This window comes from Shewanella woodyi ATCC 51908, from assembly GCF_000019525.1.
Taxonomy (GTDB): Bacteria; Pseudomonadota; Gammaproteobacteria; order Enterobacterales; family Shewanellaceae; genus Shewanella; species Shewanella woodyi.
The window spans coordinates 3,725,675-3,739,018 of the sequence record NC_010506.1 but is presented as its reverse complement, the minus strand read 5'-3'; the positions used below and the strand labels follow the sequence as shown (position 1 = coordinate 3,739,018).

The following is a 13,344-nucleotide window of genomic DNA, read 5'->3' as shown; positions in this document are numbered from 1 at the left end:
CGGGATATAAGGAATCATTAATAAAAGTGATGGGTCGATTATGGCTAAGATTGGGATTGCATTAGGCAGTGGCGCTGCTAAAGGGTGGGCACATATTGGTGTGCTTAACGGATTGGCCGAGATGGGGATTAAACCTGATAAGGTCTCAGGTTGCTCGATTGGTGCCTTGGTTGGAGCGGCTTATGCGAACGATCAGCTTGATGAGCTGGAAACATGGGTACGTAGCTTCTCTAGCTGGGATGTGTTGGGCTTGATGGATCTAAGCTGGCGTAAGGGAGGCTTGATTGGCGGTGAAAAAGTCTTTGATGTGATTCAGAGTCGGATAGGCGATCTTCAGATTGAGCAGCTGCATCGCCCCCTTATTGCGGTGGCAACCGATCTCTATTCAGGGCAGGAGATCTGGTTTAAAGAGGGGGATCTGCGTCATGCTATTCGCGCTTCTTGTTCCATGCCTGGCATACTGCCGCCGGTGAAGTTAGGCGAACGCTGGTTGGTTGACGGTGCTGTGGTCAATCCTGTGCCTGTTTCTGTAAGCCGCGCTATGGATGTCGATGTGGTGATAGCGGTTGATCTGAATGGTCAAAAGCGTGGCCGAATGCAGGTGCTACCTGTGGATATGGCTTGCAGTAAACCGTCGGTCGAGGAGAGTGTACAAGCGCAGGAACATCAAGATACTGGTTTTATGGATCTGCTGGCGCGGGGCAGGGATTATGTCACCAATTTGACGGATAAATTCACCTTAGGTAAAGGCTCAAACCCTGGAATGTTGGCAGTGATGTCTCAGTCTATGGACATACTGGAGCAGCGTCATAAACGTGCAAGGTTGATGGGTGACCCACCTGATATCTGCTTGATCCCTGATGTTGCCGACATCGGCACGATGGAGTTCCATCGAGCTGAAGAAGCGATCGCGGCAGGAGAGTTAGCCGTTAAGCTTGCAAGGCATCAGATTGAAGCAAGGTTAGAAAGTTACTAATTTTTAATCTCGTGTATCCAACTGTCTTTTTTACGAACGCATGAAGTCTCTCTTCATGCGTTTTTGCATTAACATGTTGTTTAGCGAAATTTTTATCTGTTTATGGTCTATATTTCTATAAACGCTTTATGGATGTTTGAACGCTTCTCTTAATTTGCCATGGAGCACGCAGACAGATGAAAAAAATATTAGTGGTCGACGATCAACTTGCCATGCGTAATATGTTTAAGAAGATACTTACCAGTGATAAGTTTCAGATAGAGCTGGCTGAAGATGGGGCACTCGCTTATCGAGCTGCTCAGCTAGTGGATTATGATATGGTGATTACTGACTATTATATGCCTCATCTTAATGGGATTGAGCTGACTGATAAATTACGCGCACTAAGAGCCTATATCGGCATTCCTATCTTGATAGTCTCTACCGCTAAAAATACCAAGTTCAAGGAGGAAGCCAAAGGTGCAGGTGCTACTGGTTGGTTCTCTAAACCCATAAAGCAAGATGAGCTACTGCCTACCGTATTACAGCTGCTTAATTTAAGATAGCCGAACACCTTCGATTAAAAATAGAGCGGTTGTACAGGGTTTCTACCTATTTCGGCGTGATAAATGCATGTAGAGGTTCATATCTTCCTTTATGCCGAAAATTTGACAATGAATCCAATCGCTAATGCTCCAAGCACTGCAGGCCAACTGACAAACACAAGCCTTGCCGATAAATATGGCATTAATAGTCATCAAGCTGAGGCGGGTCAACATAGCGATAAAGTCACCTTAAGCCAGTCGAATCAGCCTCCTAAAGCAGCAAGTAAAGAGCAGGTTAAAGATGAGTCTGTTTCACTCTCTCCCAGAGCTATGCGTGCTCAGAAGATTGAGAGTATGGCGAAAGATTTTTTTGCTGACGGTCAATTCTCTATTTCGGATCTGCCTAAACTGGTTCAACGACTGCATCAAGATGGTATTTTGTCTGATACTCAACTTAATCGTTTATCTGAAGGGGGAATAGAGTTACCTAGGCCCCAAGGTAGTGTGGAGGATATGAAAACGTTTATTGAGTCAAAGCGAGGTGAGCTAGAAAAAAATGCCTCAGATGAGAATACCATGTCCAATGTGCTAATTAAGCTCCTAGATGACGCAGAGGGAGTGTTAAACAAGATGGACAACATACAGAGTAAAGAGTTAAGTCAGCAAGCCTCAAGAGTGTCATCACAACTGAATGTGTATCTTAAAAGTGATGTTCAGATGAGTGGTGAAGAGCGACAGCAGTGGCAGGGACTTCGATCTGTGATGCAGCTGGCCTCCTCTATGGGAGACAGTCAACAGGCCTCAGGTCAACTAAGTAGCTATTTAGCCTTAGGTAAATATTGAGCTTAGTGATTCTGCATTCATTATGTAATTTTTATCCACAATTTTTACCACTTTTATCCCACATCTAGCCCGCTTTACTGTGATGGTCAAGAGAGAAATATGAGATAAGAGGCCTCAATGGCACTTATTTTTTGTTCTTTTCTCACATCCCAAATAATATGATCAGGATCAATGTTCTCAACGATAGTTTGTAGCTTAATACGCAACATATTGTGCTGGTAATCTAGAATGACACTATATGTGGTGTCAAAATCAGCGTCACTTGAGGAGATTATATACAATGCCAGTGGTTATTAAGCGGGATGGTTACCGCACGCCTTTTGACGAAACAAGGATTAGAGATGCAGTTGCTGCAGCGGCAATCTCGGCAGGTATTGATGATAATGGTTATGCTACTCAAGTGGCGACTAAGGTTGCTGATACGGTCGCTAATATGGCAGAAGTTGATATTCATGACCTACAAGATGTCGTTGAAAACCAACTTATGGAGGGGCCATATAAGTCGCTTGCACGTGTGTATATCGAATATCGTCACGATAGAGATCTACATCGCGAAACCAGCAGTCGCCTCAACCGTGAAATTCGTGGTTTAGTCGAACAGAGTAACGCTGCGCTGCTTAACGAGAATGCCAATAAAGATGCAAAAGTTATCCCGACTCAACGGGATCTACTCGCGGGTATTGTTGCTAAGCATTACGCTACACGACACATCTTACCAAAAGATGTTGTGGCTGCTCATGAGTCTGGTGAGATCCATTATCACGATCTTGACTATGCGCCATTCTTCCCTATGTTCAACTGTATGTTGATAGACTTGGCGGGCATGTTGACTCAAGGGTTTAAGATGGGCAATGCCGAGATTGAAACGCCAAAATCTATCTCGACGGCAACGGCTGTAACGGCGCAGATCATCGCGCAAGTTGCCAGCCATATATACGGCGGTACAACGATTAACCGTATCGACGAAGTGTTAGCCCCATTTGTGGCCAAAAGTTTTGACAAGCATTACCAAGTCGCACTGACTTGGGGGATCACTGACGCTAAAGCATTTGCTACAGCGCAAACCGAGAAGGAGTGTCACGATGCATTCCAATCCCTTGAGTATGAAGTCAATACCCTACATACCGCGAACGGTCAAACTCCATTTGTTACCTTCGGTTTTGGTTTAGGCACCTCTTGGGAATCAAGACTTATTCAATCCTCCATGATGAAAGTGAGGATTGCTGGTCTAGGTAAGAACCGTAAAACCGCAGTCTTTCCAAAGTTAGTTTTTGCTATTCGTGATGGCATTAACCACAAGAGTGGCGATTGTAACTACGACATTAAAAAACTGGCGTTAAAATGCGCAACCATGCGCATGTATCCAGATATTCTTAACTATGAGCAAGTTGAAAAGGTGACGGGATCGTTCAAAACTCCTATGGGTTGCCGAAGCTTCCTTGGCACCTACGAAGAGAACGGTGAGCTGCTTCATGAGGGACGTAATAACTTAGGTGTTGTTAGCCTTAATTTACCTCGCGTGGCGCTGGAATCTCAAGGAGATGAAGCTGAGTTTTACCGTATTTTAGATCAGCGTTTAGCCATTGCTCGCAAAGCATTGGATACCCGCATTGAGCGATTAGAAGGTGTGAAAGCCAGAGTCGCGCCTATTCTTTATATGGAAGGGGCGTGTGGGGTGCGTTTACGTGCTGATGATGAGATCTCATCTATCTTCAAAAATGGACGCGCTTCTATCTCATTAGGGTATATCGGCTTACATGAAACCATCAATGCGTTGTTTGGTTCCGATAAGCACCTATATGATTGTGAAACTCTTCGTGAGAAGGCGATTGAGATCATCAAGTATATGAAGGCTGCAACGGTTCAGTGGACCGAAGAGACTGGTTACGCCTTTAGCTTATACAGCACGCCAAGTGAGAACCTCTGCAGTCGTTTTTGCAAGTTAGACACGCAAGTTTATGGTGTGGTCGACGGCGTGACGCAGAAGGGCTACTACACTAACAGCTTCCATCTTGATGTTGAAAAAGCGGTTAACCCTTATGACAAATTGGATTTTGAGCAGCCTTATCCTGAATTAACCAGTGGTGGTTTTATCTGTTACGGGGAGTACCCCAATATGCAGCATAATATCGAAGCTTTGGAAGATGTGTGGGATTACAGTTACAGCCGCGTCCCCTACTATGGTACCAATACTCCAATTGATGAGTGTTACGATTGTGGCTTTACTGGTGAGTTTTCCTGTACCAGTAAGGGTTTCACCTGTCCTAAATGTGGTAACCATGAGCCAAGCCGAGTCTCTGTGACTCGCCGTGTTTGTGGTTATCTTGGCAGCCCTGATGCGCGTCCGTTTAACTTTGGTAAACAGGAAGAGGTTAAGCGCAGAGTGAAGCACCTCTAATAATAGATCTGCTGCGCATCTCTATTTAGGCCGCTACGTGGCAAAGCATGAAAGAGAACTGACTATTTTGTGCCAAAGTACGTATAGAGCCAATATTTAGCATGCTGCTATCTTGAAAAAATAGCCTCCAGATAAGTGAAACGCCATTTTGCGACTTAGCTTACTCGGAGGTTATGTTTTTATGAACTCATTAACACTTAAGAACTTGCTATGAATTATCATCAATATTTTCCCGTCGATGTGGTTAACGGTCCCGGAACGCGAGCTACCTTGTTTGTCTCAGGTTGCGAACATCAGTGCCGTGGCTGTTATAATCAATCGACTTGGAATCCGTGTCATGGACATGCTTTTGATGAGCAGATGCAGGATCAGGTGTTACGTCATTTGAAAGATACACGCATTAAGCGAAGAGGCTTATCTCTATCTGGTGGCGATCCACTTTTTCCTGGGAATCTCACCGCTATCTTGGCCTTAGTTAAGCGGGTTAAAACCCAGTGCCCAGAGAAAGATATCTGGCTTTGGTCTGGTTATCGTCTCGATGAGCTGAGCGAAGCACAAAAAGAAGTTATCGCCTATGTGGATGTGCTGGTGGATGGTAAGTTTGAGCAAGCTCTCGCTGATCCAAGCCTAGAGTTTAGGGGAAGTAGTAACCAAGTTATTCATTACTTAGGGAATATCTAATTGAACTGCTTAGAAGCGGACTTTGAATCTACCGATATTTCACCAATGAGTTGTCGATAAATTCTATCAGAAAAGCGGTAACTGTATCTGCTCGGATGCTGTTATAATGCCGCCATTAGATCCAATCGAATATTATAAAACAGCTTTTTAGCTGTTTTTGCATTTTATAGAATTTTTAAGGCAAGAAAATGAATTTAAAAGAAGAGCTTCATGGTCTTAGCGATAAGCTAGAGCAGTTTCGTCGTAAATTAGCCGCTGCAGAAAAGCGTGGCGATAAAGGCGTCATGTTGCAATTTAGACAAGAGATCAATGCTGTGACTAAGCGTATTGCCAGTGTGAAGGCGCAGCAGACTCGTGAGCTCAGTAAGCAAGGTGGTTCGGTGGTGAGCATGAAGTTCAACCGTCCGCTGACAAAAGCTGAACAGGCTGATATGGGTAAGTTAAAGAAGTCTGTAAGAGGGCTTGTTGTGGTTCATCCTATGACGGCACTGGGTCGTGAAATGGGGATCAAGGTAGTGACAGGTTTTGCACCTAAAGAGTTTTAAATGCTGATAAGCTCACCAGTGATTAATGATTAGTGAGCGACATCAAATTTTTTTACTGCTTCTCAGCGTATCCTTTTGTACGCTGAGCATTAGGGTCAACTATCCTTAAGATGAAGTAATAGTCGATTAAATCGCTAAGGTATTTCACTTAAGGGTAAAAAAAGATAAGATTCTGCCCATTATTTAGAGATAAGCAATGTACTCTTTTGACCCTCAGGTTAATTATTTAGCATTCATCTCGTTGTTTTCTTGATTATAGTCGTCTCAGGGAAGAGAGTCGTTAAGGTTATTTCATGTCCATTAAGTATGTCGCTTCTTCAACGTTACCCACCCCTTGGGGTGTGTTTGATATGCATGGTTTTGAAGATACAGAGACAGGTAAAGAGCATGTGGCACTCACATTTGGTGTGCTTGATGCTGAAACACCAACGTTAGGTCGAATCCATTCTGAGTGCTTAACCGGTGATGCGCTGTTTAGTTTACGTTGTGACTGTGGATTTCAGTTACAAACCGCGATGCAGAACATTGCTGAAGCGGGACAAGGTTTTATCCTCTATCTTCGTCAAGAGGGGCGTGGCATAGGCTTGTTGAATAAGATCCGCGCCTATGAGCTACAAGACCAAGGGGCAAACACAGTCGAAGCCAATGAGAAACTGGGTTTTGCAGCTGATATGCGTAAATACGATATGATCTTACCTATGATGGAGAAGATCGGTATTAAGCAGGTAAGCTTAATGACCAATAATCCACGAAAAGTGAAGGCGATGCAGGAGCTAGGTATAGAAGTGGTCCAGCGTATTCCTCTGCAAGTTGGTAAAAATCGTTATAACGAAGCTTATCTGAAGACTAAGTCAACAGAGCTTGGTCATATGATGTCCGAACATCACTTTTCAACGGATGGTGAGTCATAATCTAAGTAGATCTTTACTCTACCACAAGCTATATTCAGTGCCATATAATCACACTTGTTTGCTAATGTATGGTTCTGAATAAAAGCCTCTTTATCTGTTTATCTTTGCTCTTCCTTTCATCCTCTATTCAAGCTGAAGAAGATTTTACTCACTACGCATTTGCCAACTATCTTGGGAGTGGCCTTTACCGTACTTCGGGGCAGAACACGACCGTTGTTAATATGCCCATGAGTTTTGAACTCTGGCAAGATGACACTGACTCGTTAACCCTGCGTACTCCCGTTTCACTCGGTTTCTTTAATTTTAAGTGGGATGACCTGCCTGAAGGTGAGCTTCCATCAAGTGTCGGGACATTTACCTTCACACCAGGCGTTGAATACCGTACACGAACAGCTGAAAATCATGAGTTTCAGGCCTACTTTGATCTTGGATATGGCAAAAACCTGAATTCAGGGGACCATGTTGCCATTATCTCGGGAGGCGTTTCTAGCTTATTGGAGCTGGAATATAAACAGAGTGCGCCGGTATGGGTGAATCGACTCTATTTTGCTGGCTATCAAAGTTTTGATGGTTCTCAAGCTGAGACCTATTCGGCGATTCAATCGGGTTTTGATATCGGAACCGATATTCACTGGCGCTGGGATTGGCTTGGAGTGGATGTAGAACCTAGGGTGTTTGCGGTTGGTTATTGGTATTTCGATAAACTACGTTTTGCGACTCCTTTTGGGGATGATGTGTTGGTGTCTCATAGCTTAGAAGTAGGAGCCACACTGGCTTTTTCAAAGCCGATCCTTTGGGAGTGGATGGGGATAGACCGCTTAGGGTTAAGTGTTAGAGCTGGCGACGGGGTTCAGGTTTGGCGCTTGATATTTGAGTTTCCGATCTAACACTTTTTTGACTGGTAGCCTTTGTAAAAACAAAAGAGTATTAGCCATCCTCCTAGCTTCTCTCCTTCATTAAGGCGATCGATGCCTTGAAAGGAGAGGAGTGATTGAATGGCTAAAAAATCCTTATTCCACTTTTATAGGCTCTAGCGCAAGCTGTTATTGATGTGATGCCCTTGTTAGTTGGTAACGGCATCACACTCAGCTCTTCCGGATGCATAGCAACTTGGCTGACGTGGACAGGCGGCACCTCTTGAGCAAATTAATCTGGCTTCGTTCTCTATACCTCGCTCTATCCAGTTGATATTTAATATTTTAGCAACGCTCATCAGATCGCTTCTAATGGCACTTGGGATCATCACAGAGCCACCTTTATCAACGCAGGCTTGTTTCAGATCTGAGGCGATGGCGGATGCATCTCCACCTTGTGCTTCGATGGCTGGGTTCAGATCGATACCGGCGCAGAGCACATGATTGTTGCCAGCTAGATCTTCGACTTTTATCGATTCACAGCAGTAAATTCTTGGCTCATCTGCCACGTTGAGAATGGAGATCTGCGCCGATGTGCCTTGGGTGGGCTCATTGATCATTCTAAATACAGCCCAGTGCTGACAGGGATCTTGTACTTGCCTCATATTTCCCCAAGGAAGAGGGATACCATTACCGCGATATACAGCTTTTAGTTTACCGGGAGCATAAGCATCAAAGTAGTGCCAGTGCGGGTAAGGAGAGACAACTGTCATGCGTCGCATGGCCACTGAAGCTGAGATCCCTAAGCGTTTATGAACATCAATCTCATAACCATGGCGGTCGAGAAGTTGCCTGAATGGCACTTTAGGGCAGAGCAGGGCACCGGCAAAAAAACTGGATTCGAAATCACGCCAAGCATGGAGAATATCTTGGGCATTGACCGTTGAAGAGGCTGGGGTTCCCAGCTCTTCGGAGGCGCTTATCTGGCTTCTTCCAGTGGTTAATACTGACTTTAAGCCATCTTTGTTGTGCAGTGCACAGTGTCCAATATGCACGGCTAGATCGTATTTCAGCCTGATAGGCACATTCTTAAGGCGCTTATTGACATAGATGGTTGATGGCGGCTCGAAGAAGGAGGTGATCAACTGCATTGAGGTGACCCCCATCTCATCCATCACATCTTGGGGCGCCTGATCAATCCACTTAATGCTTAAGCCCATTCCTTTGGCGATATCCATAAGATCTTCAACCGCTAGTGGCATACGTTTCATGCCTATCTCTTCTGCTGCACGTTCAAGATCAGGGAAGTGATTTTGATGGTGCTCCTGGTGAGCACGAATAAGTAAATGGGCAAACTGTCTGCCAGTAATACCTGTTTGTGACAACATCTCTGGGATGGCTATCTGCAGTATATCCTGAGAAAAGAGAAAGCTAGGCTCTAGTGCCATGCCGCTTATGCCACCACGACGTCCTTTTTCAGGAGTGATGGCTTGCACCTCTGGCACATCATCTAAAAACCAGTCTACCTCCTTTTGAAATACCGCCGCGATAACGGCCATCATGGCAGCACTGGGAACCCGTTTTCCTCGCTCTATCATGGAGAGGTAGGAGATAGAGGGAGCTGATTCCGGATCGACTCTCATGCAGCGAGCCGACAGATCTTCCATGGTGAGATGATTACGTTTTCTTAGATTACGTATCTTGGTACCAAGAAAATGTGATTTGCGCAGTAGGCTCTGAGATTTGCTCATTCTGTAAAATTCACCTTGTTTTGTAAAATTCACAATGTAAAATTTTAATTGTGAAATTGTAATGAAAAATTAGCTAGACTACAAATCAAGCAATCGGGAAAGTTAATAAAACAGTTTTTTGCAACTTAAACGAACTCGATGATGCGGTAATAAATGGAAAATTAAACCTAAGGTGAGTAGAGAGGATAAGGCTATGAATACATCAACTATGAGAAGTACTCAAAACGAACAACAGATGAATGACCTTATCAGTGCTGAAGTCGTGTCTATGGATGCCTATGCTGCATCAAAAAGTGAAGACACAGTAGCTAAGGCTAAAGGGTTTCTTGATACTGCATTTCCATTGGCAACGGGTTCACATAAAGATGTCAGTAGCTATGTTGTTTATTACCAAAACCTTTTGATGTTCTTTAAAGATGGTACTCACAGCGGTTTACGTGACCCACGTCAATTTGTTGCCCTTAATGGACATAAGAGTGAGCCATCAGCGATTTTACTGCAGGATAAGGGAACTCATGTGGCGCTAACATTTGACCGTTGCGGTACAACGGGTTCACAAGATTTAGCTGACATCGATGATATCCAACTTGAAGGTCACAAGTACTGGATTAGCATACTCAATATTGATGAGGAGGGCAGGACTCCAAAGACAGAACAAGATCAGCTGTTTACAGCTAAAGATGGTAGTGACTACCTGTTAAAATAATTTCCAACTCTGCTCTGAATAAGCATTAAAAAAGGCTGCAAGTTTATCACTTGCAGCCTTTTTAAGATCAATCGATATAAAAATTAACTTCCCCAAATATCGGCATTCACTTGCCCGTCAGCCTTTTTATCACTGTCGGTGGTATTCTCTGCTCGTTTATTTGCCGCTTTACGGAGTGCTTTATCACTGGATTGGTAGCCATCTTCCCTTGGTTTTTTCGCTGGAAGTGGCAGCTTATTCATCTTTAAATAGAGGTATTCAACTTTTTCTCTGGCCCATAGCGTCTTACGTAGAAATCGAAGGCTAGATTTCATGCTGGGATCATTCTTAAAGCAACGAACGTCAATTCTATCTGCGAGCCCTTCCCAACCATAATGTTCGACCAGATCTGTGAGTAGTGCTTCTAGTTTAATGCCGTGAAGAGGGTTGTTTGCTTGTGTCATGATTTTTCTGGATCAGCTGAAATTAGCTAAATTATACCAGTAAATCTTGCGGGGGATAAAGAAGAGGGCGTAAACGCCCTCTTTAATTTTACTTTTTGTTACCAAGTCACCTTGGTTTCAGCTATTGCTTACTGAAAAGACAGTGTCCAAGAGTTGATTGTACCGGTATCACGTCTTGCGCTATCTACCGCTTTAAGTGTCCATTGGCCTGCAGACTCTACACCTGACATATCAACAGTGTAAGTTTTGTTGATGTCGTTAGCACTGCCGCCAGTGTTGTCATGAAGTATCGCTACTTGACCGCTAGGGCTGTGTAGTTCTACTTGCAAATCACCAATATAGGTATGTGAAATATCAACCGCAACCGATACAGAACCTGAATCACCTGTGCGCGTTGCAGAGATTGCACTGCTGATACCAGCTGATCTGTTATCAGGGATCGCATAGGTGGTATTGTTGGTGTAGCTTGCTGCACCGCCACCAGGATTTCCACCACCGTTAGACTCTGTATAGTTAGCTACTAAGCTGACACCACTAAATGCGCTGTAACCTTGAACCATGACATAGTAAGTACCGGTTTGAACATTGCTAATGGGGCAAGATTCGCTATTACCACTTTTCCATGGACGACAGTCATAGCTGCCAGTTGTTGGTGCTGCGCCATACTGCACATAAAGATCGGCATCACCTGTGCCACCGCTCATGGTAAAGCTTAGGTCAGTTGCACCTGCTGGTACGTCAATTGAGTAGTGAAGCTCAGCATCTTTAGCGCCTGCAAGGCTAGTTTTAGCTGTGCCGTTAACCAGTACATTGTCTCCTGGTCCTGTGCCTGGATCTGTTGGACCGTCACATGACTCATCAAGATAAGCTTTTGCTGCGACAGCATCGACAAGACCGTAACCTGTCTTATCATCACGGCCTGCTGCATCTAGATCTTCGGCTGTAGCATGAAGTGCTGCACGAATTTGCGCTGCACTACATTGAGTGTGGTGACTCCAAACTAGTGTTGCTACACCTGAAACATGGGGTGTCGCCATAGATGTACCGTTATAGTACTCGTAATCTTCATTGTCTGTATTTGCCACTGTAACTGTGGAGCCTATTTGGCCTTGAAGAGCCTGACCAGTAGCACGGTCAACAGAGACGGAGACTAGAGCTGCTTCATTGTTAGTATCAACAAGGAATGGATTTTGTAGACCGGGTAAGTCAGTATTACTGTAAACAATGACACCACTTGCGCCAGCACTGTTACACGCTTTTACTGCATCAATTTCAGGGTATGTAGCGCCTTGGTTACCAATACGTTCAACTAGACAAATTCTGTTGCTCATATTGCCACAATTAAATGTTGTGCCTGATACAGTACACTCAGCGAGTTCAGCAGTAACGTTACCTATAACGGGTGTTGGTACATGGTTGGTACCTGATTTCACATAACGGTTATGTGGAACAACCCCTTGATCAAAGTAAGACTGTCCTCCAACTGTGATATCAGCTAGGCGTCCTTCGCCAGCAGTGACAGTTGAGAGGATAGCTTCACCAGGACCAGAGATTTCAACCTGATTTGTGTATTGAGAAAAAGCTGCATGATCTTTGTTGCTGTCAACCGCAGCGACAGACATAACAGCATCATAGGATGCTGGGTAGCTATGGGTGTTATCACCATCATTACCCGCTGCTGCAATAAGCAGTACGCCGTTACTTTCGTGGGCATTAAGTGCGTTACGCTCAGTCGTGCTTGATGAAGAGCCACCAAGACTCATGGTAACGACATTAGCACCGTTGTTGACACAGGTATCAATGGCAGAAACCAGTGATGATGAGTATCCCCATCCTGATTCATTAAATACCTTGATCACGTGAATATTGGCATTTTGGTTTGGCATAACGCCAACAACACCACTATTGTTTGCAATCGCGGCGATGGTTCCTGCTACGTGAGTACCGTGAGCATTGTTGTTACCTGGATCATACCAGTTGCCAGTCCCTGAGTTATTGGTACCTGTGACATTGTTACCACTGAGGTCACTGTGGTCACGGTCATAGCCAGAGTCAATAATACAGATGGTACGATTACCTGCTTGTGAGTCACTTAAGCTAGTGGCACCAACATAGGTTTGTCCCCAAGGTGTGGTTTCGCTCAATAATCTTCTTGGTACATCTTCCTCAACGTATTCTACGTCAGGGCGCAATCTAAGTGATTGAATACCTTTGGAGTTAAGTTTCGCTGTGTAACTGTTACTGCGACCAATACGCTTCATCTCTTTTGCTGAAACACTGTTCATGGCTCTGTGGTGAGAGAAAACCTCGTTCGATCTTGGCTCATAAAGCGCTTCATTCATCTCGTTTGATTGAGATTGAAAGCTAGCTGCTGCATTTGAATTTCTAAATTTTACGATATAACGCTTAGGCAGTGGCGATGCTTGCTCGATACCTGAATTGAGTGACTGGACTCCAGGGGTAAAGGCGGGAGCAGCAGATACACTGGCAGAGATTGCCATCGCTAATGCTGATAAGCTTAGCGCCACAGTCTTTGGTTTGGTACTTGTCATAGAAGCCTTCCATGTTAATTAGTATTAATCATTATTATTAGATTGTTTTTTAGACTTTTTGCTAAAAAACAAGTTACTCGACAGTGAATGTATCTGCGTGTGAAACATTTGTAAAATAAATGTTTAGGTGGGTTTGTGGTTTTGTTTTAAGTGTTAAATT

12 protein-coding genes are annotated in these 13,344 nt (G+C 44.2%); 9 read left to right on the top strand and 3 right to left on the bottom strand.

The annotated features are described in order from the left end of the window. The first annotated feature begins 40 nt into the window (after positions 1-40). The 8 genes from rssA to SWOO_RS15695 all read left to right on the top strand — a co-directional run bounded on the left by rssA (position 41) and on the right by SWOO_RS15695 (position 7,765). Complete coding sequence (gene rssA, locus SWOO_RS15735) at positions 41-976, top strand: patatin-like phospholipase RssA (RefSeq protein WP_012325659.1); 936 nt, start codon at positions 41-43, stop codon at positions 974-976. Positions 977-1,152: 176 nt separating this feature from the next. Next, positions 1,153-1,521 (top strand): response regulator, encoded by a 369-nt coding sequence (locus SWOO_RS15730; protein ID WP_012325658.1) that lies wholly within the window; start codon positions 1,153-1,155, stop codon positions 1,519-1,521. A gap of 63 nt (positions 1,522-1,584) precedes the next feature. After that, positions 1,585-2,343: a hypothetical protein gene (locus SWOO_RS15725; RefSeq protein ID WP_012325657.1), complete on the top strand. Its 759-nt coding sequence runs from the start codon at positions 1,585-1,587 to the stop codon at positions 2,341-2,343. Between the two features lie 280 nt (positions 2,344-2,623). After that, positions 2,624-4,741 (top strand): anaerobic ribonucleoside-triphosphate reductase, encoded by a 2,118-nt coding sequence (gene nrdD / locus SWOO_RS15715; protein ID WP_012325656.1) that lies wholly within the window; start codon positions 2,624-2,626, stop codon positions 4,739-4,741. Positions 4,742-4,951: 210 nt separating this feature from the next. Next, positions 4,952-5,422 (top strand): anaerobic ribonucleoside-triphosphate reductase-activating protein, encoded by a 471-nt coding sequence (gene nrdG / locus SWOO_RS15710; RefSeq protein WP_012325655.1) that lies wholly within the window; start codon positions 4,952-4,954, stop codon positions 5,420-5,422. A gap of 188 nt (positions 5,423-5,610) precedes the next feature. Further along, the gene (locus SWOO_RS15705; RefSeq protein WP_012325654.1) at positions 5,611-5,967 is read left to right on the top strand and encodes a YibL family ribosome-associated protein; all 357 of its coding nucleotides are present in this window, start codon (positions 5,611-5,613) and stop codon (positions 5,965-5,967) included. A 293-nt stretch (positions 5,968-6,260) separates the two neighbouring features. Next, a complete protein-coding gene (gene ribA, locus SWOO_RS15700; protein WP_012325653.1) occupies positions 6,261-6,878 on the top strand; it encodes a GTP cyclohydrolase II in 618 nt (205 codons plus the stop codon). A 68-nt stretch (positions 6,879-6,946) separates the two neighbouring features. Further along, entirely contained in the window at positions 6,947-7,765 is an 819-nt protein-coding gene (locus SWOO_RS15695; protein WP_012325652.1) for a hypothetical protein, read from the top strand. Between the two features lie 176 nt (positions 7,766-7,941). Here the strand turns inward: SWOO_RS15695 and SWOO_RS15690 are convergent, their stop codons facing one another. Beyond that, positions 7,942-9,483: a DUF3612 domain-containing protein gene (locus SWOO_RS15690; protein WP_012325651.1), complete on the bottom strand. Its 1,542-nt coding sequence runs from the start codon at positions 9,481-9,483 to the stop codon at positions 7,942-7,944. A gap of 193 nt (positions 9,484-9,676) precedes the next feature. Here SWOO_RS15690 and SWOO_RS15685 point away from each other — a divergent pair, with 193 nt between their 5' ends. Continuing rightward, positions 9,677-10,189: an aldolase/citrate lyase/malate synthase family protein gene (locus SWOO_RS15685; RefSeq protein WP_012325650.1), complete on the top strand. Its 513-nt coding sequence runs from the start codon at positions 9,677-9,679 to the stop codon at positions 10,187-10,189. 83 nt (positions 10,190-10,272) lie between these two features. Here SWOO_RS15685 and SWOO_RS15680 read toward each other — a convergent pair whose 3' ends face one another. Together SWOO_RS15680 and SWOO_RS15675 are read right to left on the bottom strand one after the other, a co-directional pair. After that, positions 10,273-10,632 carry a VF530 family protein gene (locus SWOO_RS15680; RefSeq protein WP_012325649.1) on the bottom strand — a complete coding sequence of 120 codons (360 nt, stop codon included), beginning with the start codon at positions 10,630-10,632 and terminating at the stop codon, positions 10,273-10,275. Positions 10,633-10,760: 128 nt separating this feature from the next. Further along, entirely contained in the window at positions 10,761-13,184 is a 2,424-nt protein-coding gene (locus tag SWOO_RS15675) for a S8 family serine peptidase (protein WP_012325648.1), read from the bottom strand. Between the last annotated feature and the right edge of the window lie 160 nt (positions 13,185-13,344).

Coding starts and splice junctions, on each gene's coding strand:
- ribA (WP_012325653.1), top strand. CDS start 6,261: ATGTCCATTAAGTATGTCGCTTCTTCAACGTTACCCACCCCTTGGGGT.
- SWOO_RS15705 (WP_012325654.1), top strand. CDS start 5,611: ATGAATTTAAAAGAAGAGCTTCATGGTCTTAGCGATAAGCTAGAGCAG.
- SWOO_RS15695 (WP_012325652.1), top strand. CDS start 6,947: ATGGTTCTGAATAAAAGCCTCTTTATCTGTTTATCTTTGCTCTTCCTT.
- nrdD (WP_012325656.1), top strand. CDS start 2,624: ATGCCAGTGGTTATTAAGCGGGATGGTTACCGCACGCCTTTTGACGAA.
- SWOO_RS15725 (WP_012325657.1), top strand. CDS start 1,585: ATGCATGTAGAGGTTCATATCTTCCTTTATGCCGAAAATTTGACAATG.
- rssA (WP_012325659.1), top strand. CDS start 41: ATGGCTAAGATTGGGATTGCATTAGGCAGTGGCGCTGCTAAAGGGTGG.
- SWOO_RS15685 (WP_012325650.1), top strand. CDS start 9,677: ATGAATACATCAACTATGAGAAGTACTCAAAACGAACAACAGATGAAT.
- SWOO_RS15675 (WP_012325648.1), bottom strand. CDS start 13,184: ATGACAAGTACCAAACCAAAGACTGTGGCGCTAAGCTTATCAGCATTA.
- nrdG (WP_012325655.1), top strand. CDS start 4,952: ATGAATTATCATCAATATTTTCCCGTCGATGTGGTTAACGGTCCCGGA.
- SWOO_RS15730 (WP_012325658.1), top strand. CDS start 1,153: ATGAAAAAAATATTAGTGGTCGACGATCAACTTGCCATGCGTAATATG.
- SWOO_RS15680 (WP_012325649.1), bottom strand. CDS start 10,632: ATGACACAAGCAAACAACCCTCTTCACGGCATTAAACTAGAAGCACTA.
- SWOO_RS15690 (WP_012325651.1), bottom strand. CDS start 9,483: ATGAGCAAATCTCAGAGCCTACTGCGCAAATCACATTTTCTTGGTACC.